This is a genomic window from Micromonospora sp. NPDC048894 (genome assembly GCF_040649765.1).
GTDB classification, from domain to species: Bacteria; Actinomycetota; Actinomycetes; order Mycobacteriales; family Micromonosporaceae; genus Micromonospora; species Micromonospora antibiotica.
The window spans coordinates 800,003-820,961 of sequence record NZ_JBEZFY010000001.1 but is presented as its reverse complement, the minus strand read 5'-3'; the positions used below and the strand labels follow the sequence as shown (position 1 = coordinate 820,961).

General features: G+C 73.6%; 16 protein-coding genes. 8 read left to right on the top strand and 8 right to left on the bottom strand.

What is annotated here, in order from left to right:
- Window positions 1-260: 260 nt before the first annotated feature.
- Window positions 261-1,274 (bottom strand): potassium channel family protein, encoded by a 1,014-nt coding sequence (locus tag AB0C22_RS03880; RefSeq protein ID WP_219466769.1) that lies wholly within the window; start codon window positions 1,272-1,274, stop codon window positions 261-263.
- A gap of 287 nt (window positions 1,275-1,561) precedes the next feature.
- Here AB0C22_RS03880 and AB0C22_RS03875 point away from each other — a divergent pair, with 287 nt between their 5' ends.
- Entirely contained in the window at window positions 1,562-2,152 is a 591-nt protein-coding gene (locus tag AB0C22_RS03875) for a helix-turn-helix transcriptional regulator (RefSeq protein ID WP_357533313.1), read from the top strand.
- Between the two features lie 136 nt (window positions 2,153-2,288).
- Window positions 2,289-2,885: an ATP-dependent Clp protease proteolytic subunit gene (locus tag AB0C22_RS03870; protein WP_208565766.1), complete on the top strand. Its 597-nt coding sequence runs from the start codon at window positions 2,289-2,291 to the stop codon at window positions 2,883-2,885.
- A 96-nt stretch (window positions 2,886-2,981) separates the two neighbouring features.
- On the opposite strand, the gene AB0C22_RS03865 is transcribed toward AB0C22_RS03870, so the two are convergent.
- Window positions 2,982-3,227: a hypothetical protein gene (locus AB0C22_RS03865; protein ID WP_219466765.1), complete on the bottom strand. Its 246-nt coding sequence runs from the start codon at window positions 3,225-3,227 to the stop codon at window positions 2,982-2,984.
- 451 nt (window positions 3,228-3,678) lie between these two features.
- Here AB0C22_RS03865 and AB0C22_RS03860 point away from each other — a divergent pair, with 451 nt between their 5' ends.
- The 5 genes from AB0C22_RS03860 (at window position 3,679) to AB0C22_RS03840 (ending at window position 10,605) form a co-directional block, all read left to right on the top strand.
- Entirely contained in the window at window positions 3,679-5,376 is a 1,698-nt protein-coding gene (locus AB0C22_RS03860) for a non-ribosomal peptide synthetase (RefSeq protein ID WP_357533310.1), read from the top strand.
- Window positions 5,373-7,073 carry an AMP-binding protein gene (locus AB0C22_RS03855; protein ID WP_357533308.1) on the top strand — a complete coding sequence of 567 codons (1,701 nt, stop codon included), beginning with the start codon at window positions 5,373-5,375 and terminating at the stop codon, window positions 7,071-7,073. Before AB0C22_RS03860 ends, AB0C22_RS03855 begins: the two co-directional genes overlap by 4 nt.
- The gene (locus AB0C22_RS03850; RefSeq protein WP_357533306.1) at window positions 7,070-8,302 is read left to right on the top strand and encodes a condensation domain-containing protein; all 1,233 of its coding nucleotides are present in this window, start codon (window positions 7,070-7,072) and stop codon (window positions 8,300-8,302) included. Before AB0C22_RS03855 ends, AB0C22_RS03850 begins: the two co-directional genes overlap by 4 nt.
- Window positions 8,293-9,294: a MupA/Atu3671 family FMN-dependent luciferase-like monooxygenase gene (locus AB0C22_RS03845; RefSeq protein WP_219466751.1), complete on the top strand. Its 1,002-nt coding sequence runs from the start codon at window positions 8,293-8,295 to the stop codon at window positions 9,292-9,294. The genes AB0C22_RS03850 and AB0C22_RS03845 overlap by 10 nt, the downstream gene beginning before the upstream one ends.
- Before the next feature lie 120 nt (window positions 9,295-9,414).
- On the top strand, window positions 9,415-10,605 hold the full coding sequence (locus tag AB0C22_RS03840) for a cytochrome P450 (RefSeq protein WP_219466748.1): 1,191 nt from the start codon (window positions 9,415-9,417) through the stop codon (window positions 10,603-10,605).
- Here the strand turns inward: AB0C22_RS03840 and AB0C22_RS03835 are convergent.
- Both AB0C22_RS03835 and AB0C22_RS03830 read right to left on the bottom strand, forming a co-directional pair.
- A complete protein-coding gene (locus AB0C22_RS03835; RefSeq protein WP_255597874.1) occupies window positions 10,580-11,083 on the bottom strand; it encodes an EVE domain-containing protein in 504 nt (167 codons plus the stop codon). The genes AB0C22_RS03840 and AB0C22_RS03835 overlap by 26 nt on opposite strands.
- A gap of 19 nt (window positions 11,084-11,102) precedes the next feature.
- Window positions 11,103-11,729, bottom strand: a complete 627-nt coding sequence (locus AB0C22_RS03830; RefSeq protein ID WP_219466737.1) for a response regulator transcription factor — start codon at window positions 11,727-11,729, stop codon at window positions 11,103-11,105.
- 479 nt (window positions 11,730-12,208) lie between these two features.
- Between AB0C22_RS03830 and AB0C22_RS03825 the strand changes: the two genes are divergently transcribed.
- Window positions 12,209-15,757, top strand: coding sequence for a BTAD domain-containing putative transcriptional regulator (locus tag AB0C22_RS03825; RefSeq protein WP_219466735.1), 3,549 nt, complete (start codon window positions 12,209-12,211; stop codon window positions 15,755-15,757).
- Here the strand turns inward: AB0C22_RS03825 and AB0C22_RS03820 are convergent.
- The 4 genes from AB0C22_RS03820 to AB0C22_RS03805 all read right to left on the bottom strand — a co-directional run bounded on the left by AB0C22_RS03820 (window position 15,747) and on the right by AB0C22_RS03805 (window position 20,865).
- Window positions 15,747-17,168, bottom strand: coding sequence for a hypothetical protein (locus tag AB0C22_RS03820; protein WP_357533303.1), 1,422 nt, complete (start codon window positions 17,166-17,168; stop codon window positions 15,747-15,749). The genes AB0C22_RS03825 and AB0C22_RS03820 overlap by 11 nt on opposite strands.
- Window positions 17,169-17,181: 13 nt before the next feature.
- A complete protein-coding gene (locus AB0C22_RS03815) occupies window positions 17,182-18,534 on the bottom strand; it encodes a hypothetical protein (protein WP_357533301.1) in 1,353 nt (450 codons plus the stop codon).
- A gap of 118 nt (window positions 18,535-18,652) precedes the next feature.
- Window positions 18,653-19,435, bottom strand: a complete 783-nt coding sequence (locus tag AB0C22_RS03810; RefSeq protein WP_357533299.1) for a hypothetical protein — start codon at window positions 19,433-19,435, stop codon at window positions 18,653-18,655.
- Between the two features lie 14 nt (window positions 19,436-19,449).
- A complete protein-coding gene (locus tag AB0C22_RS03805) occupies window positions 19,450-20,865 on the bottom strand; it encodes a hypothetical protein (RefSeq protein ID WP_357533297.1) in 1,416 nt (471 codons plus the stop codon).
- Window positions 20,866-20,959: the final 94 nt, after the last annotated feature.

The window sequence follows — 20,959 nt, the reverse complement described above, 5'->3', positions numbered from 1 at the left end:
TCCAACACCAAATCACCACCGCCAAAAACACCACCACCGACACCCCCGAACAACAACTCACCAACCTCCTCCACACCGGCGACACCTGGACGATCAGCTAGTCGCCCGTCGACACGTCGAAGTGGCCGTTCCCCGCGCAGGGGGCCGGCCACTCGTCGGTTCGGAAGACCAGCCGCGTCAGGCGCGGACCAGCCGGGATGCGGGGCGGGACAGCCAGCGTCAGGCGCAGCCAGCCGGGGTGCGGGGCGAGCCAGCCGGGGTCAGGAGCTGGTGGTGGCGGTGGGTCGGTCGTCGCGGACGTGCACGAGCATGTCGCCGGTCTCGATCACCGCGCCGGCCCGGTCCGCCAGGGTGACCACCTTGCCCCGGCGTACCAGGGCGATGACCAGGGACTCCAGCTCACGGGGGGACTTGCCCACCTCGTGCCGCTCGGCGGAACGCATCGCCAGGGCCATCCCCTGCCCCGGGGTGAGCAGATCCTCCACCACGTCGATCAGCGGCGGCGCGGAGGTGGAGAGGCCGAGCAGTCGACCGGCGGTCGCCGAGGACACGATCACGTGGTGCGCCCCGCTCTGCCGCAGCAGCGGGGCGTTCTCGGCCTCCCGGACCGCCGCGATGATGCGTACCTGACCGGCGGTGAGCTGCCGGGTGGTCAGCGCCACCAGCACCGAGGCGTCGTCGCTGTCGGTGGCGATGATGACGGCCTTGGCGTTGCGGACGTGCGCCTCCTCCAGCACCGACGAGCGGGTGGCGGAGCCCTCGATGGCGACCAGCCCGGCCGAGGTGGCCTGCCGCAGGGCGGTGCCGTTGCGTTCCACCACCACGATCCGGGACTTGTCCAGCCCGTTCTCCAGCAGGGCGGAGACCGCACTGCGGCCCTTGGTGCCGTAGCCGCAGATGATGACGTGGTCCTTCACGGTTCTCCTCCACCGACCCAGCCGACGGCCGGTCCGGTACTGCTCGGTCAGGACTTCCAGGGTGGTGCCGACCAGGATGATCAGGAAGATCACCCGGGCCGGGGTGATGAACAGGACGTTCACCAGCCGGGCCGACTGCTCGAACGGGGTGATGTCGCCGTACCCGGTGGTGGAGAGGGTGACCACCGTGTAGTAGAAGCAGTCGAGCAGGGTCAGCCCGTTCTCGTCCACGTCGCGGTAACCGTCGCGGTCGAGATAGACCACCGCGACGGTGAGCAGGACCAGACCGAGGGCGGCGGCCAGGCGGAGACTCAACGCGCTGAGCGGACCGCGCCGCTGCGCCGGGAAATGGATCACGGTCGGTCCTGCTCCCCCTGGGTCGCCTGCACGAGCACAACATAGCGGTTACCAGGCAGGTCGACCCGCCGGGACGTCGACCTGCACCAACGGTGAGCACCCCGTCACCTCGTACCCGCCGGAAGCGGTCGGCGGTAGCCGGCCCGTCACCCCCGTACCGGCCGGTGCGGGGGCCCGGTGCCGCAGGCTCCCGGGGCCCCCGGTGCGGTCGGCTTGCCGTGACCCACCGGGGCCGCCGACGGGGCATGATGGGAGGGTTCCGGGACACCGGCCACGAGGAGGCCCGCATGTCGCTGCTGCGTCGGGTGATCGGCGGGGTGCTACGCCGGGTACGGCTGCGTCAGGGCCGCACGTTGCGCGAGGTGGCCGCCGCCGCCGGGGTGTCCCTGCCCTACCTGTCCGAGGTCGAGCGCGGGCGCAAGGAAGCCTCCTCCGAGGTGCTGGCGGCGATCTGCCGGGCACTCGGCATCAACCTGTCCGACCTGCTCGAAGAGGCCCGCGACGAGCTGCGCCGGGTCGAGCGTCGGGTCCCCGTGCCGCCGGGCGGGAGCCTCGCCCGACTGGACCGGGTGCCGACCGCCCGCCAGGGCCGAACCGGACCCGGAATGACGACCGTGGGCGGGGCCGGGCCCTGGGGGACGACCGTCGGCGGGGCCGGGACGGCAACCGTCGGCGGCGCCGGGACCGGGGTGACGACCGAGGGCGGGATCGGGATGACGACCGTCGGCGGATTCGGATTCGGGTTCGGGACGACGACCGTCGGCGTGTCCGTCCGGGTGGTCGCCGTCGTGTCGACCGCCCGCCCCGCTGCGCGTACCGCCAGGGTGCCGGGACGGCGGCGGGTCGGCACGGGCCGGCGGCGGCTGCTGGTCGGGTAGGCCGGCCGGGTTCTGCCGAGGGCGGATCTGCCGGGGGCAGAAAGGCTGGGGCGGTGGCCGCCCGACGGTGCAGGCTGGACCCGCCGGTCCCCGGGCGGAGCGAGGTCGCCCGCCGGCAACGCGGAGGGTGGTCACCATGATCGGGTACGACGTGCGCATGCTGGACGGCGGGCAGCCGGCCTTCGGCGACCAGGTCTTCGAGCGGCTGCTGCGGGAACGGATCATCTTCCTGGGCACCGAGGTCACCGACGCCTCGGCCAACCAGATCTGTGCGCAGATCCTGCTGCTCGCCGCCGAGGACAGCAAGCGGGACATCTATCTCTACATCAACTCACCGGGTGGTTCGGTCAGCGCCGGCATGGCCGTCTACGACACCATGCGGTACGTCCGCAACGACGTGGCCACCCTGGCGTTGGGGCTCGCCGGGTCGATGGGGCAGTTCCTGCTCTGCGCCGGGGCGGCAGGTAAGCGGTTCGCCCTGCCGCACGCGCGGGTCATGATGCACCAGCCGTCCGGGGGGATGGGTGGCACCGCCGCCGACATCACCATCCAGGCGGAGAACATGCTGCACGTGAAGCGGACCATGCAGGAGCTGATCGCCGAGCACAGCGGGCGCACCCTCGACGAGATCCAGGCCGACTGGGACCGGGACCGGTGGTTCACCGCCGAGCAGGCCCGGGAGTACGGCCTGATCGACCAGGTCCTCACCCGGGTCGACCAGCTCCCCGGCTGACCGCCAGGTCGACGAACCGGTAGCCCGACGCCGTCGGCTCCGGGGCGGCCCGGCCCAGTGCCCCACCCACCTCACCCGGGGACGGCCGATCGACGGTCAGGGGCAGGGCTCGGAGGTGATCTCGTGGAACTCGGTGTAGGCGCCCCAGTGGTAGCTCGGGTCGCCGGGGCACTCGCTGAAGGTCGAACCGCCGACCAGGTTGGAGTGGGCGGCGTTGTCGAAGTAGGCGACGAAGACGATCACCCCCTTCGCCTGGGCGGGCGCGGCGGCACCGACCAGCCCCAGGCAGGTCACCGCAGCGACGACGAGGAACGAGGTGATCCGACTTCCGAACCGGCGCATGTCTGCCTCCTCGAACGAATCAGGACTGACATCCTAAGTGGACCGAGGCAGATCGAGAAAGGCGAACATCAATCAGACAAATCCGGGCGGGCGATCACTCCCCCTGCTCGCCGGTCCGTATCGTGCGGGCCGAGCAGCAGGTCAGCGTGGTAGCGATCGCCGACCGGCGCGATCGGCGTATGCGACGGGGTCGACCGCGCCCTCGCCAGAAAGGACCTTTCCCCGAATTCAACGGCGGACGCGGCCGTACGGGACAAGCGGGTCGTACGGCGATTCCGCCGCCATTCCCACCGGACTCCCCGGTGCCGCCCGGCAAACGGGAGGCACCTGCCGGACAGCGGCTGCACCTTGACCGGCCCGCACCGTCGTGACAGCCTCACGGATAGATCATCGTCCATGGTCAGGTGAGTCGACGAGGGGGTCGCCGTTGCGCGACAGGGACGTCGTCCCGGTGAGCGACCGGGTGTCCGCACTCGCCCGCCGGTTCCCGCACCGGGTGGCCCTGGCCGACCGGACCGGGGAGGTCACGTACGCCGATCTGGACCAGCGGGCGGACGTGCTCGCCGACAGCCTGTCCGGGGCCGGCGTCGGGCCGGCGACCGTGGTGGCGGTCGTCCTGGAACGCGGCGTTCCCCTCGTCACGGCGGCCCTCGCCACCTGGCGCAGCGGGGGCGTCCTGCTACCCCTCGATCCGGCCAGCCCGCCGGCCTGGAACCAGTCGGTCGCGACGGCGGCGGACGCCACGGTGCTCGTGTCGACGTCCGTGCTGCACCGGGCCCCCGGCATGCGCCAGGTGGACCCGACGCGGCCGGCCGCCGGGCCACCGCGACCGGGAGGCCGGCCCGCTGCCGGCGACCCGACCGGGCTGGCGTACGTCATCCCCACCGCCGGCACGACCGGCACCCCGAAGCTGGTCATGATCGGCCACGACGCGGTCGCCAACCTCATGGCCGCGCAGCAGCGCTGGTTCGGTGACCTCGGCGACGACGCCCGCGTCCTGCTCCATGCCAGCCCGGTGGCGGACGGCTGGATCTTCGAACTCCTCCTCGGCCTCGGTGCCGCCTGCCGGCTGGAGGTCGTCGACCGGGATGCACTGGTCGGTGCGCCGCTGGCGCGGCTGCTCGCGGAGCGGGCCGTCACCCACGCGGTCCTGCCCGCCGCCGTGCTCGACTCCCTGCCGGAGGACGACCTCCCCCGGCTACGGACCATGCTCAGTGTCGGCAGTCCGTTGGCACCGGCCACGGCGCGGCGCTGGGTCGACCGGTGCGAACTGGTCAACGGCTACGGCCCCACCGAGGCCACCGTGGCCAGCACCCTGCACCGGGTCAGCCGGGCGGACACCGACGGCGAGCGCATCCCGATCGGCCGGCCGATAGCCGGATACGACGTCCTCGTCGTCGACCCCGACGGCCGGGTCGTCGCCGACGGGCAGCCGGGCGAGATCGTCATCGTCGGCCGTGGCGTGGCGCGCGGCTACCTCAACGCCCCCGAACTCACCGCCGCCCGGTTCGGGCAGGTCGACGGCGGCCCGTCCTACCGCACCGGGGACCGGGGCCGCCGGGACCCCGACGGCCTCGTCCACCTGCTCGGTCGGCTGGACGCGCAGGTGAAGGTCCGTGGCTTCCGGGTCGAGCCGGCCGGCGTCGAGGCCGCGCTGCTGCGGCTACCCGGGGCCCGCTCGGCGGCCGTCTCCGCCGTCGAGGCGGACGCCGGCCCGGTCTCGCTCGTGGCGCACGTCGTACCGACACCGGGCTACCGACCCTCCGGTACGGCGCTGCGGGCGGCCCTGGCCCGCGCCGTCCCCGCCCACCTGGTGCCGGACCTGGTCGTGGTGGTGGACGCCCTGCCGCTCACCGCCGCCGGGAAGGTCGACCGGCGGCGGTTGGCGGTACCGGCCGGGTCCCGACCACCGCACACCCCGACCGAACGCGCCATCGCCGCGATCGTCGAGGAACTGGTCGGCGTCGACGGGGTCGGCCTGGACGACGACCTGACCGACGTGGGCTGGCACTCGCTGCTGACCACCCAGGTCGCGTTCCGGATCGAGCGACGGCTGGGCATCCGGCTCACCCTGGAGGAGATCGTGCGGGCCGGCACGATCGGGCGGATCGCGGCGGTCGCCGCCGACCGGACACCGGACCCCCGATGAGCGGCGGACCAACCGTGCCCGGCCTGCTGCGGCAGCGGGCGGCGGACACACCGGACGCCGTCGCCCTGTGCCACCCCGACGGCGCGACGCTGACGTTCGCGCAGTGGGACCGGTCGGCGGACGCGCTCGCCGCCGCGCTCGTCGACGACGGGCTACGGGTCGGCCAGCGGGTGGCGTTGCTCTTCGACGAGCGGGAGTGGTTCGGGTACGCCACCGCGTTCTGTGGCGTGCTGCGGGCCGGTGGGGTGGCGGTGCCGCTGTCGGCCCGGCTCCCGCCGGGACAGCTCGTCGAGCGGGTCAGAGTCGCCGGGGCGGTCGGGATCATCCGGGAAGGCTGCGCCGTCCCCCCGGAGCTGGGCGGCTGGCAGCGCGGGCCGGCCGGGACCGCAACCGACGCCGTGCCCGACCGGGCGACCCCGGACGGCGCGGCCCAGATCATCTTCACCTCGGGGACCGAAGGGTCGGCCAGGGCGGTCGTCGCCACCCACGGCAACCTCACCCACGGGCACGACACCGCACCCGGCCGGCGGCAACTCGCGCACTCCCGCCATTTCCTGCACGCCTTCCCCATCGGGACGAACGCCGCCCAGACCATGCTCCTCACCGGCCTGGCCGCCGAACCCGCCGCGCTCGTCGTGCCCCGGTTCGACGCCGCCGAGGTCTGCGCCGCCGTCGAGGAGTTCCGGGTCGGCACCCTCTTCCTCGTCCCGTCGATGGCCCGGGAGCTGCTGGCCTCCGGCGAACCCGACCGTCGTGACCTGTCGTCGCTGGTGCTCGTGGGAACGACAGGCGACGTGCTGCCCGCCGCCGTCGCGCGGGCCCTCGGCGACGCCCTGCCGTACGCCACCATCGTCAACACCTACAGCTCGACCGAGGCGGCGCCGGCCCGCACGACGATGGTGTTCGACAGCCGACGCCCGGACGCGGTCGGTCGGGGCACCGTGCGGATCACCGACGACGCCGGCCGGGAGGTCGCTGCGGGCGAGGTGGGTCAGGTCTGGATCGGCTCCGACGCCCCACCGCGCCGCTACCTCGACGGTGGTGACGCCGCGACGTTCCGCGACGGTTGGACCCGCACCGGTGACCGCGGCCGGCTCGACGACGAGGGCTACCTGCACCTCACCGGCCGCGCCGCGTCGACCATCCACTCCGGCGGCACGAAGGTCTCGCCGTTCGCTGTCGAACAGGCGCTGCACGAGCACCCCGACGTCCGGGACTGCGCGGTGCTCGCCCTCGCCGATCCGGTGTTGGGCGAACGGCCCGCCGCCGTGCTGGTGACCCGTACCGGTGCCGTACCGGCGGACCTGCGGGCCTTCCTCGCCGGCCGGCTGTCCGGCGCGGAGATCCCGCAGCGGATCGTCTGTGTGGACGCGTTGCCGCGCAACGACGGCGGCAAGGTGGTCACCCGGTCGCTGCGGGACCTCTTCCCGCCGGCCGGATCGACGCCCGCCGCCGCCCCGGTGACCGTGGTCGAACGACGACTGGCCGACATCTGGGCGACCGTGCTGGGCGTGGCCGCCGTGGGCCGCGACGACGACTTCCTCGCCCTGGGCGGCAACTCGATGTCGGCGTTGCGGCTGGCCCGTCTCGTCTCCGACCAGTTCGCGGTCGCCACGCCGGTGTCGGCGCTGTACGCCCGGCCGGGCTTGGCCGCGCAGGCCGCCTGGATCGCCGACCGGATGTCCGGGTCACCGTGACGCAGTTCGTGCCGACCTCGCCGCTGCAACGGGGCATCTGGTTCAACGAGCAGCTGGTCGCGCTCGGGTCGGCGTACACGGTCGCGGTCACCGCCCACCTGCGCGGCCCGGTCGACGTGGGCCGGCTGGCGCGGGCCTGCACGGCGCTGGCCGCGCGGCACCCGCTGCTGACCGCCGGCTGCCACAACCTCGACGGCCTGCCCTGGCTGGCGGTCGGCGAGCACCCGCTGACGCTCGCGGTCGAACCCGCCGCCGACGGGACCGTCCGCGAGCGGGTCGAGCGGGCCTGCCGCACTCGGTTCGACCTGTCGGCCGGGCCGCTGGCCCGGGTGTGGTGGTTCCCCCTCCGGAACGGAGGTGGGGTGCTCGTCCTGGCCGCCCACCACCTGATCGTCGACGGCCGGTCCAAGGACATCCTGCTGCGGGACCTGGCCGACCGCTACGGCCCCGACGCACCGGCGGTGGCGGCGCAGCCGGCCGAACCCGGGTACCGGACGCCGCCGGAGCACCTGGTCGTCGCGGCCACCGAATACTGGTGGCGGAACCCGCCACGACCTGTCGAGCTGCCCCGCGACGGCGGGGTACGCCCCGGCGACACGGTCGTCCGCGCGCTGACCCCCCGGACCCGTACGAGGCTGGCCGAGGCGGCCGTCGCACTGGACGCGACCCGGTTCGAGTTGCTGCTCACCGTGCTCGCCAACTGCCTCGCCCCCGACGACGGGCCCACCTCGATCGCGATCGAGCTGTCGGTGCGTACGCCGGCCGAGGCGGACCGGATCGGCATGTACGTCAACGAGCTTCCGCTCACCCTCCCCACGCCACCGACCGGCTCGTACGCGGCGGCGCTGACGACCGTCCGCGCCGGCCTGCGGGAGCTGTACGCCCACCGGACGGTCCCGTTGGCGATGTGCCGGCCCGGGACACGGCCGTTCCTGGCCACCGCCGCCGTCTCGGTCAGCTACCGGCGGATCGCCCCCGGCCCGGTCTTCGCCGGCGTCGCCACCACTGTGGACTGGTCGGCGTTCAACGGGGTCGCCCGCAACGCCCTGCACGTCATGATCGCCGACGGCGAGCAGACCCACGTCACGTTCCAGTTCCCGGCGTCGGCCGGGGCACGCCGACGGGCCGACGCCCTGATCGACCGGGTCCTGGTGGTGCTCGACCGCAGCCTCACCGCGCCGCAGGCGACCCTCGTCCGGCCGCAGGAGGAGCCGCCCCCGTGGACCTGAGCCTGTTCTTCTTCTCCGCCAGCGCCGACGACGCCCACGACCTGCTGCTCGACAGCGCACGGTTCGCCGACGACCACGGCTTCGCGGCGGTCTGGACGCCGGAGCGGCACTTCCACGAATTCGGCGGCCCCTACCCGAACCCGGCGGTGACCGGTGCCGCCGTCGCGGCGGTCACCCGGCGGGTCGGTGTCCGCGCCGGCAGCGTCGTACTCCCCCTGCACGACCCGTTGCGGGTGGCCGAGGAGTGGGCGGTCGTGGACCGGATCTCCCACGGCCGGGCCGGGGTCGCGTTCGCCTCCGGTTGGCACGCCGTCGACTTCGTCCTCGCCCCCGACCGGTACCCGCACCGCAGGTCGGCGTTGCCGGAGCTGATCGACGAGGTGCGTGCCCTGTGGCGGGGCGGCACCACGCCACGTCCCGACGGCACCGGCGGTCGCGTCGACGTCGAGGTGTTCCCCAAGCCGGTGCAGGCCGACCTGCCGGTCTGGATCACCAGCGCCGGTGACCTGGCCACCTTCGAACTCGCCGGGCGGCTCGGCGTCGGCGTCCTCACCCACCTGCTCACCCAGAGCCTCGACGAGCTGCACACCAAGATCGGGCGGTACCGGCGGCTGCACCCCGGGCAGGGCCGGGTCACCCTCATGCTGCACACCCTGGTCGGGCCGGACGACCAGGGCGTGTCCGCCCTGGCCCGGGAGCCGATGACCCGTTACCTGCGGTCCTCGCTCGACCTCGTGGCGGGGATGCTGCCCGGCTCCCCTTTCCACGACTCCACGATCACCGAGGACGAGGCGGACTTCCTCATCGGCCGGGTGCTCGACCGGTTCCTGGCCGAACGGGGGCTCTTCGGCTCGGTGCCGACCTGCGCCCGTACCCTGCGCCGGCTCGCCGAGGCGGGCGTGGACGAGGTCGCCTGCCTGATCGACTTCGGCCTGCCGGCGGCGGCGACCAGATCCGGCCTCACCCACCTGGCCCGACTCGTCGAGCGGTGACCCCGGCGGCGGACCGGCGCCCCTGCCTACCGGCGGCGTCCGCGCCACCGGACCCCCGGCGAGGCCGGTGCCCGCGTCGGGCGGTGCCCACACCCACGTCTGCCGATCGAAGGAGCGCTGATGGACGACGACCTCCCCGCATTCCCGCTGCCGCCCGCGTCGGGGCTCGCTCCCGCCGCCGACTTCGCCCGCCGACGCGAGCAGTGCCCGTTCGGCCGCGTCCGGCTGCCCAGCGGCGACAGCGCGATCCTGCTCGTCCGGCACGCCGACGTCGCCGCCGCCGTCGCCAGCCCCGCGCTGTCCCGCAACCACCTGCTCGCCGACGCTCCCCGGCGCAGCGGCGAACCCAACTTCCTCTACGACCCGGACCTGCTCATCAACCAGTCCGAGCGGTCCCACACGGCGGTGCACCGGGTCGCCACCCGGGCGATGGACCACGCGCGGGTCGCCGCCCACCTACCGGTGGTCCGGCAGGTGGCCGGCTCCCTTCTGGACGCGATGACCGCCGACGGCCGCCGCGACGGTGACCTCGTCGTCGGGTACACCGACCGGCTCCCGCTGCTGACGATCACGCGGCTGCTCGGCATTCCGCCCGAGGACTGCGACAGGATCCGCCGCTGGTCGGGGGCGTACACCCATTCGCATCCCGGCACGCCGCAGGAACGGGCCCGGCTCGTCGCCGAGTTCGGCGCATACGTACGCGGGGTCGTCACGGGCGGGTCGGACGCTGCGCTGCTGGCCGACCTGGTCGACCCACCGGACACCGCCACCCGGCTCTCGACGGACGAGCTGGTCAGCCTGACCAGGCTGATGCTGTCGGCGGGGGTCGAGGCCCCGGCGACCGTGCTCGGCCGGGCGATGCTACGGCTCCTGGGGGACGACGCGGCGGACTGGCGGGCCTTCGTCCGGCACGGCACCGACCCCACGGCGATGGCCGACGAGCTGCTCCGCCTGGTGTACGCCGGCAACGTGGCCGCGCTGCGGACCGCGACCACCGACCTCGTGCTGCCCTCCGGCACCGTGCCCCGGGGCACGGCCGTGCTCCTCGCCTGGATCTCGGCACTGCACGACCCGGAGGTCTACCAGCAGCCGGAGGCGCTCCTGCCGCACCGCAGCGGCCCGAAGTTCGTCGGGTTCGGCGGGGGCCGCCACTACTGCCCGGGTCGACGGCTCGGCCGGGCGATCCTGGCGGTGGGGCTGGAGCGGCTGCGGGCCCGGTTGCCCGGCCTGCGCCTCGCCACCGACGGGCCGTTCCCCATCGCGGAGCGGGAGGTGGGTGGGGTCGTCACCACGTTACCGGTGCGCTGGTAGCGCCGGACACCACGTCGGCCGCCTCGGGCAGGTGGTCGGCGAGGGCGGTGAACTGCGCCCGGGTCAGGTACGACGGGTTGGCCGCCTGTGGCTGGCGGAACACCTCCAGCCCGGCCAACCGGGGGTCGGCGCGCAACCGGTCCCGGTGCAGCCGTCGTGGCTCGGGCAGGACGGTCAGGTCCAGTGGCACCGTCCAGGGCGCGCGGGCCTCCCCGCCGGGCACCGGCTCGCCGGTGAGCCGGCCGATCCCCCAGACGCCGTACGGCAATCGACCCCGGCTGCCGCTGGCCCAGAACACCACGGGCTGACCGGCCCGCATCAGCCGGGCCCGGTAGCCGGGGCGTACGCACCAGCCCGTCACCCGGGGGTCCCGGGCGAACCGGCCGGCGAGGTCGACCAGGTCCGCATTGCCCTTGATCAGCCAGGCGCCCAGGTCGTCCCGGGTCACCTGACGTTCGTCGGTGCGTGCGTGCGGCACGTCGGGTCCTCCTCGGCAGTCAGATCAGCCCCTCCCGGACCGCGTAGGCTACCGCGTGGGTGCGGTTGCGCAGCTGGAACCGGCTGGTGATGTCGTGCAGCACGTTCTTGACGGTCCGCTCCGAGTAGCTCAGCCGGGTCGCCACCTCCCGGGTGTCCATCCCGTCCGCCACCAGCCGCAGGATCTCGCTCTCCCGCACCGAGAGCCCGTTGACGTCGATGCCGCGCGGGGCGAGCACCGTCTGCTGGAGCCGGGTCACCTGCTTGACCAGCAGACCGAGCACCTCCGGGGGCATCGCCGCCCCGCCGGAGGCGGTGCTGACCACGAGTTGGGCCAGCCGGTGGCCGGTCGCCTCGGTGCGTGAGGCGAGGGCGCGTACCCCCAGCTCCACGGCGGGGATCAGCGCCGAGTCCGACTCGACGGTGGCGACCAGCACGAAGCGCCGGCAGCCCAACCGGCGCACGGCCCTGAGCACGTCGAGCGTGTCCCGGTCGAGGGTGTCGGCGGCGACCACACCGACGGTCTCGGCGGTGATCATCTGCGCGGGTACGACCTCGATCTCGGCCCGGCCACGCAGCGCCGCGGTGATCCCGGCCGTGGAGATCGGGTCGGGGGTACGGATGTAGGTCTGGGCACGTCCGTTCATGGCGGTTCCTTAGCTTCCGGGCTGAGGCGGGCGTCGGCTGCCAGGCTGACGCTCAGCAGGGGCAGATCGGTGGTCCGGAGGCCGGTGCCGAGCGGTTCCGTGACCGGGTGGGAGTCGCTTCGCCGAGATGGACACCGGCCAGCGGGTGGTGGCGGTGCCCGTCGTCCACGGTAGAGACGGCGGTCGGTCGCGCACTGGAGGCCGGCTGGACGCCGGCAGATAGACATCCTTGCCGGGTGACAACGTTTTGAGCTGCTCAAATGCCCGTGCGTCCACAAGTGAACGATGGGGGCACCGGCAGAACCGGCAGAACCGTTGCCCCCAAGGGCGGACGGCCCTGCCCCATTGGCAGGTTTGACCTGCGGGTAGCCCGGTGATTCAGTGGCGAAGATCATGGTCATCCGACCGGTCAACCGGCAGAATCATGTGCTGGCAGCGCTGGTGGGACGGACGCGCAGCCATGACAGGGAGGCCCGTTGATGGCCGACAGCGGTGGTGAGATCCGACGACGACGACTGGGTGCCGGACTGACCCAGGAGCAGCTGGCCGAACGGGCGGGAATCAGCGTCCGGGCGGTGCGCGACATCGAGCAGGGCCGGGTCCGCAACCCCCGGGCCGAGTCCCTCCGGCGGATCGCCGCCGCCGTCGGTCCGCCGCAGCTGAAGCCACCCGGCCCGGCGCCACCCGTCGCCACGCCGGCACCGACCCTGCGCATCGACGTGCTGGGGCCGCTGCGCATCCAGGTCGGCGTCGAACCGGTCACGCTCGGCTCCAACCGCCAACGGATGCTGCTCGGCCTGCTCGCCCTGCACCCGGACGCGATCGTGTCCCGCCACGAGATCGTCGACGTGCTCTGGGGTCACGACCCGCCGGACAGCTGCCTCAACCTCGTCCACACCTACGTCGCCCGGTTGCGTCGGGTGCTGGACCAGCCCGGCGGCCCCGCCGCCACCATCACCCACGTCGGCGGCGGCTACCGGTTGAGGGTCGACCCCGCCCAGCTCGACCTGAGCCGGTTCGCCGCCGCGATCGAACGCGCCGAGGGCAGCGTCGCGGGCGACCTGCCGAGCCTGGACCGGCTGGCCGGGGCACTGGCGCTGTGGCGGGGGCCGGTGCTGGCCGACGCGGCGCCGAGCCTGACCCAGCACCCGACCGCCGCCGCCCTGAACCGACGTCGCATCGCCACCGCTGTCACCTACGCCACGCTCGCCGTCGACCTGGGCCTGCCCGACCGGGCGGTCCGGGAACTGCACGCGGTGGCCAGCCACGAACCGCTGCACGAGCAGGTGCACGCCCGGCTGATGCTCGCCCTGGCCGCCTGCGGCCAGCAGGCCCGCGCGTTGGCCCTGCACCGCAACCTGCGCGACCGCCTCGCCGAACAGCTCGGCGTGGAGCCCGGCCCGGAACTGCGGGAGGCACAGCTGCGCATCCTGCGCCAGGACCTGCCCCGGATGGTCACCCACCCGGGCGGGCCGGTGACCGGCACCGTGCCGGCACCCCGCCTGACCGAAGTGGCACCGCGCCGGCCCGAGGTGGCGCAGCCGACCCCACCGTCGCGCCACCGGTCACCGGCGCAGCTGCCGCCCGACGTCGCGTACTTCACCGGGCGCAGCACCCAACTGGCCGCCCTCGACGCGCTGCTGGTCGGGGCGACGGCGGCCCGGGGGCCGGTGGTCATCTCCACCATCACCGGGATGGCCGGGGTCGGCAAGACCGCCCTGGCGGTGCACTGGGCGCACCGGGTCCGCCGGCACTTCCCAGACGGGCAGCTCTACGTCAACCTGCGTGGCTACTCGACGGCCAGCCCGGTCCGCGAGTCGGAGGCCCTCGCCGGGTTCCTGCACGCGCTCGGGGTGCCGGCCGACCAGGTGCCGGTCGACCCCGGGCAGGCCGCCGCGCTGTTCCGCACCATGCTGGACGGTCGCCGGATGCTGGTGATGCTGGACAACGCCGCCAGCGCCGACCAGGTCCGCCCGCTCCTGCCGGGGGCCGCCGGCTGCCTGGCGCTGGTCACCAGCCGGGACCGGCTCAGCGGGCTCGTCGCCGTGGACGGAGCACGCCGCCTCGACCTCGACGTGCTCACCGTGGACGAGGCCGGCACCTTGCTCACCCGGATCATCCCGCCCGACCGGGTGGCCCGCTCAGGTGAGATCGCCGAACTGGCGACGGTCTGCGCCCGGCTGCCGTTGGCCCTGCGGATCGCCGCCGCCAACCTGATCGACCAGCCCCAACAGTCGATCAGCGCGCACACCGCCCGGCTGACCGCCGGTAACCAACTCGCCGGCCTCCGTGTCGAGGGAGACGACCAGGCGGCCGTCCGGGCGGCGTTCGACCTGTCGTACGCCGCGCTGCCCGCCCCGGCCCGCCGGCTGTTCCGGCTGCTGGGCACCGCGCCGGGGACGGACGTCACGGTGACCGCCGCCGCCGCCCTGGCCGGGATCGGTGAGCCGACCGCCGCACACGAGCTGGACCGGCTCGCCGCCGCGCACCTCGTCCAGCAGGTCACCCCCGGCCGGTACGCCTTCCACGACCTGCTACGGCTCTACGCCCTGGAGCGGGCCACCGCCGAGGACCCCGCCGGGCAACTGCGGTCCGCCATCCGACGCCTCTACGGCTGGTACCGGCAGCGCACCGACGCCGCCGCCGCCACGATCTATCCCCACCTCGTGCGGTTGCCACCCGACGGGGCCGAACCGCACCCCGGTGGGTCCCCGTTTCCCAGCTCAGCCGGGGCGATGGCCTGGCTGGAGGAGGAGCACACCAACCTGATGCGGGTGATCGCGCACGCCGCCGAGAACGGGGCCGACCCGGCCGCCTGGCGGATCCCGGACGCGCTACGCGGCTACTACCAGTTCCGCCCGCACAGCGACGGCCTGGTCGCCGCGACCAGCGCACTGCACGCCGCACAGCAGGTCGGCGACCATGCCGGTGAGGCCGCGAGCCGGCTCGGGCTGGCCAGCCTGCATCTGCGCCGTGGCGAGTACGCGGTGGGTCTGTCCCACGCCACCGCGATGATCGACGCGGCCCACCGGGCGGCCTGGCCCGAGGGGTTGGCGGCGGCGTACGGCACCTGTGGGCTGCTGCACCTGCGGGCCGGCCGGCTGGCCGAGGGGGCCGAGTTGACCCGGCTGGCGGTGAGCATCCACGAACGCCTGGGCGGCCCCGAACGGCTCAGCACCAGCCTCGGCAACCTCGGGGTGATCTACCGGGACATGGGGCGGCTCCGCGAGGCAGCCGAGGTCTTCCGGCAGTCCCTGGCGCTGACCCGCAGCACCGGGATGTGGATGAGCGCCGGGATCAGCCTGAGCAACCTGGGCGAGGTCCAGCACGCCCTCGGCCAGCACGGCGAGGCTCTCGACCACCTGCGGGAGGCGCTGGATCTCAGCCGGCGGACGGGCTACCGGCCCACCGAGACGGAGAGCCTGCGCCGGTTGGCGGCGCTGCGCGTGCAGACCGGCGACCTGGGCCCGGCGACGAAGCTGGCCGACGAGGCACTGGCCCTCGCCGACCTGATCGGCGACACCGCCCAGCAGGCTGCCGCCCGCAACGTGCGCGGCGCGATCCACCAGCGCAACGGCGACCCGGCGGCGGCCATCGAACACCGGCGGGCACTCGAACTCGCCCGGGCCGGTGGTGCCCGGGGTGAGGAGGTCGAGGCGCTCATCGGGCTGGCCGAGGTCTTCGGCGACACCGACCCGACGGAGGCGGTCGCGTTGGCCCGGCAGGCCCGGACGGTGGCCCGCGCCGCCGGCTACCGGGTCTGGGAGGGGCACGCCCTGGTGGCCGCCGCCGAGGCGATGCGGAACACCGACCCGGTGACCTCGGCGCGGACCGCCGAGGAGGCGCTGGCCACCCACCGGGAGACCGGGCACCTGCTCGGTCAGGTCCGGGCGCTGCGGTTGCTGGTCGCGCTCGGCCCGGCCGGTGGCGTCGACGCCGCCCAGCAGTCGGCGTACCGGCGGGAGATCACCGAGCTGTCCCGGCGGGTCCGCCCGGTGGTCGACGAGGACCTGCCGGTCAGCCCGTGACGGTGAAGTGGCGGCGGCTCTCGTCGTCCAGCGGGGTCAGGGTCGGCCGGCCGCCGTCGTCGGTCCCGAGCGCCAGCAGGCCCTCGACCGGGGCGTCGTCCTGGTGCGACGCGTGCCACCTGATCCGCAGCTCCGGCCCCCGGTCGTCACCGCCCGGCTCCCACCGGGGGGTGAGGGCCAGCCGTACCGGGGATCCGGTGCTGTTGCGTACGGCGTCGGGGCCGCCCCGGCCGGGTCCGCCGTCGACCCCGGCCACCAGCAGCGTGACCTGCCGGAAGCCGAGGTGCCGACGCCCCCGGTGCCACAGCACCGGCCACGACTCCCGGTTGGCCGTCGGGTCGTCACCGTAGTGGGCGTCGATGCCGACATCGTCCCCGACGGTTCGGTGGGTGACGCTGCGGTGGACGCCGGCCGGGGCGACCAGGTAGCGGTGCATGGTGCACCGGAGCCCCAGCAGCAGCCGGACCGTCCCCCGGAGGGCGGGCCCACCGTGGTAGGTCAGCAGCACCGCACCCGGGTCCGCGGCTGCGAAGTGCAGCATCGCCGACCGTGCCTGACCGGCGGCGTCGCGTACCGCCAGGGTCTGTGGACCGTCCAGGCCCTGGAAACCGGTCACCGTGACGGTGTCGTCGACGTAGGGCGTGGGGTGGGCCTGCGGCAGCTCGGCCGGCGCGGCGGTGAGCCCGGTCGCGTGCCACGCCGGGCGGCCACCGCCGGGCCGGCGGGCGGCGTGCACCGGCACCGCAGGCCGGTCGTGCACCCCCGCGTTGACCGGGGTGACGAGGAAGTGGGTACGGGTGGCCAGCGACTGGTCGGCCACCTCGAAGAGACCGTCGCTGTGCACCAGGAACGAACCCGCCTCGTCGTGTTCCGGGGTCAACCGGACTCCCCCGACCATGGTCTGCTCGTGGTGCACCCGGTAGCCGACCCGGATCGCCGGCACCGTGCCGTGGGCGGCCTCCAGCCGGGCGGTGAAGACCAGCGAGCCGACCTCGTTGAACTTGTTGAACGGGTTACGGCCGGCCTCGACGGCATGGGGCGACACGCTCAGGTCGGTGATCCCCCAGCAGGGGAAGTGCGACAGCGCGCTCTGTCGGAGCACCAGCGCCCCCACCCCGACGTCGGCCACCACGTAGTCGAAGGTGCTGAACCGGACCAGCAGGTCCACACAGACCCGCTTCGGGCCGGCCGGGCCGGATCGACGGCGCAGGTAACGCAACCAGTAGGAGTGCTGCCGTTGCTGGTCGCCACGGACCATGATGGTGCCGGCGAGGTGGGGCTGCGCCGGGGAGATCAACTCCCGCAGCGTCGCCTGCTCCGGGAAGCCCGCGCCGCCGAACCCGGTCACCGTGAAGGCGTCACCCACCGGCTCGTCGGGCCGGTATCCGGTCAGCCGTATCCGACCAGGCACAGTTTGTCTCCGCTCAGCTCAACACGGTCAGATGCTGGTAGGTCTGCTCGTCGGCGAAACGGACCACCGGCCCGCCGGAGGCGTCCACGGTGATCAGGAACGCGCCACCGACCGGCACGGCGGGGTCGGCTGCCGGGCCCACCGCCTCCTCGGACCAGCGGACCAGCAACCCCGGCACCTCGTCGTCGGTGCCCTCGTACCACTCGGGGACGAACCGCAGCCGCGACCCGACCGGCCCGGTAGGGGCGGCGGCCCCGGTAGGGTCGCCGTCGTCGGGCAGGGGACGCAGCGACACGTCGACGAAGCCGGGGTGCCGGCGGCCGTGGTGGAAGACGACGGCGTCGGCGAACTCGTTCTGCTCGATCAGGTAGCAGCGGGTGCGCAGGTGCAACGCCAGGCGGGCCCGGACCCGGCCGGCCCGGCGGTCGTCACCCCGGTCACCGGCGCGGGCGTACTCCACGATCATCCCGTCGTCGCGGATGTCGCCGCCCATCGACGCGCTGTACCAGCGGGGGTGACCGGTGTGCCAGACCCCGATCTGGTCGGGGCCGGCGACCCGCTCGAATCCCTGCACCTCGACCGCGCCCCGGCGGGCCCGACCGGTCGACACCCGCATCGCGGTGACCGGTGGCGGGGCCGTGACGCCGGTCGCCCGGTAGACGGTGAGGCTGCGCCCGGGTGGCGGCTCGGCCCCGACGATCGGCCGGTCGTGCACCGACCCGCTGACCGGGACGATTCGCCACGACGAGCACCCGGGCGTCCCGGACGCCGGCTCCAGGGTGATCCCGCCGTCGCTGTGCACGGTCAGCGCCCCGGTCTCCTCGTGCCCGGGGGCGTACCCGTCCCCGACGATCGGGTTGGCCACGTGCCGCACCCGGTGCACGACCCGGATCGCCGGCACCGCGACGCCCGTGCCGGCGGCGGGAACGAACCCGATCTCCGGCTCGAAGACCAGCTGACCGGCGTCGTTGAACTTGTTGAACGGGTTCCGACCGCCGGCCCCGGTGTCCCGCAACGAGATGCTGAGATCCTCGATGCCCCACAGGCCCGGCACCGGCAGCGTCGACCGGGGTGAATACCGGTCGGTGCCGGGTCGGACCTGGTAGGGGAAGGTGCTGAACCGGATCACCAGCTCCACCGCCACCAGCTTCGGGTGCCCCGGACCCGGGCCCCGGTAGCGGTACCGCAGCCAGTAGCAGTGCCGCCGGGTCTGGGTGCCCCGGTCCAGCCACACCGCACCGTCCTGCTCGTCCGGCCACAACTCGTCGGCGAGGAACTCCCCGACCGGCAGGGCGGCGTCGCGGAAGCCGGTCACGGTGAACCGGTTGCCGGAGAGTTCCTCGGGCTCGTACTCGATGGTGGTCACGGCGTGCTTTCCCTCTGTCCGCCCGGTCGGGGGTCCGGGGTCGTGGCGGTGACCGGTGGGTCCGTGGGGTGGGGCGGACGCCGGGCCGGCAGGCGGGGTGCCGGCCCGGCGTCGGCGGTCACACCAGGTCGTACTCGCGGGCCAGGTACTGGAACTTCTCGTCGGTCAGCACCGTGGCCAGGACCCGCTGGTCGGCCTCGGAGAGATCGTCCACCTCGTCGTCCAGCACGCGGTCGAGCACCTCCCGGGCGGCAGCCGGGTCGAGGTCGGCCAGCGGTTCCGGCGACGACGCGTCCGGCTCCGGCTGCTCGACGGGGTACGCCGACCCGCCCGACCCGTCGGGGCCCGGCCCGTCGTAGGCCTGCCCCTCGTAGGCCTGCCCCTCGTAACCCTGCCCGTCGTAGCCCGGCCCGTCATAGGCCTGCCCCTCGTAGCCCTGCCCCTCGTAGCCCTGCCCGTCATAGCCCGACTCGTCGTAGCCCGGCCCGTCGTGGGCCTGACCGTCGTACGGGTGCTGGTCGTCAGCCTGCTCGTCGTAGCTCTGCTGGTCCTGCTCGGCGGCCTGATGGGCGGCGGCCACCCAGTGCTGGGTCACCGAGTCGATCATCCGGGCCATCTCCGCCGCCGGCTCACCCAGCTCGTCGACGGCGAAGACCTGCACCGGCGTGAGGGAACTGGCCTGGTGGTAGACGGTGTCGTAGAAGTCGGCCAGCCAACCGTTGCGCTGGTACCAGTCCGGGTCGCCCCAGCCCTGCCCGAGCAGGTCGGGCAGCAGCTCCCAGCCGGTCTCCGGCTGCTCGGCGATGATCCGGTGCGCACTGACGACCGCCCAGCTCAGATAGGCGTACGAGTCGTCCAGACCGGCCGGGCCGGTGGTGTCGAAGTTCTCTGGATAGTTCATCGCTCGTCTCCCGCTCAGCCCGTGACGGTGAAGTACTTGTTGCTGTCGGCGTCCAGCAGGCGCAGCACCGGGCTGCCCGACTGGTTGACCCCGAGCCGGAACTGACCCTTGTTGCGGTGGCTGCGGGAGCGGCCCTCGGCACCGGCGTGTTCGGCGGCCCAGTCGATCCTGAGCTGCACGCCGACCTGCCCCTCGACCTCCTCGACGTACGGCCCGAAGAACAGCGTCGACTCCTCGTGGTGCCGGTTCTTGACCGCGTCGACGTCGTACCGTTCGCCTTTCTCCCCGACCACCGCCGCCTCGCCGCGCCCCACCTCCAGCACCCGCAGGGAGACGTCGCGGAAGGCGGTGTACCGCACCCCGTTCACGTAGACGATCTGCCGGTTGCCCTGGTCGTCCGGTGCGGTGAGGTAGGGCACCAGGGTGAAACGCAGCAGCAGCAACGCCCTGATCTTGGTGCGGACCTTCCGGCCCAGCACGGCACCGTCGCGGACGTACTCCAGTCGCAGCGCCGCCTCGTGCCCGTCGGCCGCCGCCGCCGAGGCGACGACCGGCTGCTGGCCGTTGTTAAGGACGGTGATGGTGTTCGGGCCGTTCATCCGCTCGAAGCCGATCACCTGCATGCCCCGGTGCTCGTGCGGGTCGAGCATCCGGCCACCGTGGTCGATCCCGCCCAGCTCGATGCGCTGGGCGTTGAGCACGGTGGTGGTGCCCGCCTGGCCGACCTGGTCGACCCGGGTCGGGCGCTGGTGCACGCTGCCGCTGAGCGGGGTGATCCGGAAGTGCTTGTCGGTACGCCCCTCACCGTGGTTGATCTCGAAGCTGCCGTTGCTGTGCACCAGGAACGCGCCGGCGTCGTTGTGGCTCAACCCGAGGGGTGCGCCGAGCAGGTTCTTCGCCTGGTGCTGCACCCGGTAGTTGATCCGCAGGTGGGGCATACCGTCGTTGGCGACGGCCGCGTCGAAGGTCAGGCTGCCGGACTCGTTGAACTTGTTGAACGGGTTGCGCCCCCGGCCGGTCGGCATCAGCGACACGCTCAGGTCGGTGATCCCCCAGCACGGGTAGTCGCGCAGGACCGCCCGTTCCTGCGCGGTCGGGCCGTCGTCACCGTCCTTCGGCACGTAGTCGAAGGTCGTGAAGCGCACCAGCAGCTCCACACAGACCCGCTTCTTGTCCGTGACGCCGATGCCCCGGCGCAGGTAACGCAGCCAGTAGACGTGCTGCCGGGACTGGCCGCCCCGGACCATGACGAGCTGGCCGTCGGCGATCGGCGCCGGTGAGATCAACTGGTTCAGCGGCACTTCCGTCGGGAAGCCGGCGTTGCTGAACCCGCTGACCTGGAACACCCCGTCTGTCAGCCCCTTGGCCTGCCCCTGCGCGAACCCGATCATGTTCGCGGTGGTGTTCAGGGCGATGGCGACTTCTGTCACGGATACACCTCCGACGTGGGACCGTCGGGCCCGTTGGCCGACGGTGGTGGTGGTTGTCAGGTGCCGCTCCCCGGGGCCGCGCCCCGGCGTCACC

Bases quoted from the DNA above. Each gene is read 5' to 3' on its own strand.
- AB0C22_RS03855 (WP_357533308.1), top strand. From the start codon at position 5,373: ATGAGCGGCGGACCAACCGTGCCCGGCCTGCTGCGGCAGCGGGCGGCG.
- AB0C22_RS03865 (WP_219466765.1), bottom strand. From the start codon at position 3,227: ATGCGCCGGTTCGGAAGTCGGATCACCTCGTTCCTCGTCGTCGCTGCG.
- AB0C22_RS03870 (WP_208565766.1), top strand. From the start codon at position 2,289: ATGATCGGGTACGACGTGCGCATGCTGGACGGCGGGCAGCCGGCCTTC.
- AB0C22_RS03840 (WP_219466748.1), top strand. From the start codon at position 9,415: ATGGACGACGACCTCCCCGCATTCCCGCTGCCGCCCGCGTCGGGGCTC.
- AB0C22_RS03825 (WP_219466735.1), top strand. From the start codon at position 12,209: ATGGCCGACAGCGGTGGTGAGATCCGACGACGACGACTGGGTGCCGGA.
- AB0C22_RS03810 (WP_357533299.1), bottom strand. From the start codon at position 19,435: ATGAACTATCCAGAGAACTTCGACACCACCGGCCCGGCCGGTCTGGAC.
- AB0C22_RS03875 (WP_357533313.1), top strand. From the start codon at position 1,562: ATGTCGCTGCTGCGTCGGGTGATCGGCGGGGTGCTACGCCGGGTACGG.
- AB0C22_RS03830 (WP_219466737.1), bottom strand. From the start codon at position 11,729: ATGAACGGACGTGCCCAGACCTACATCCGTACCCCCGACCCGATCTCC.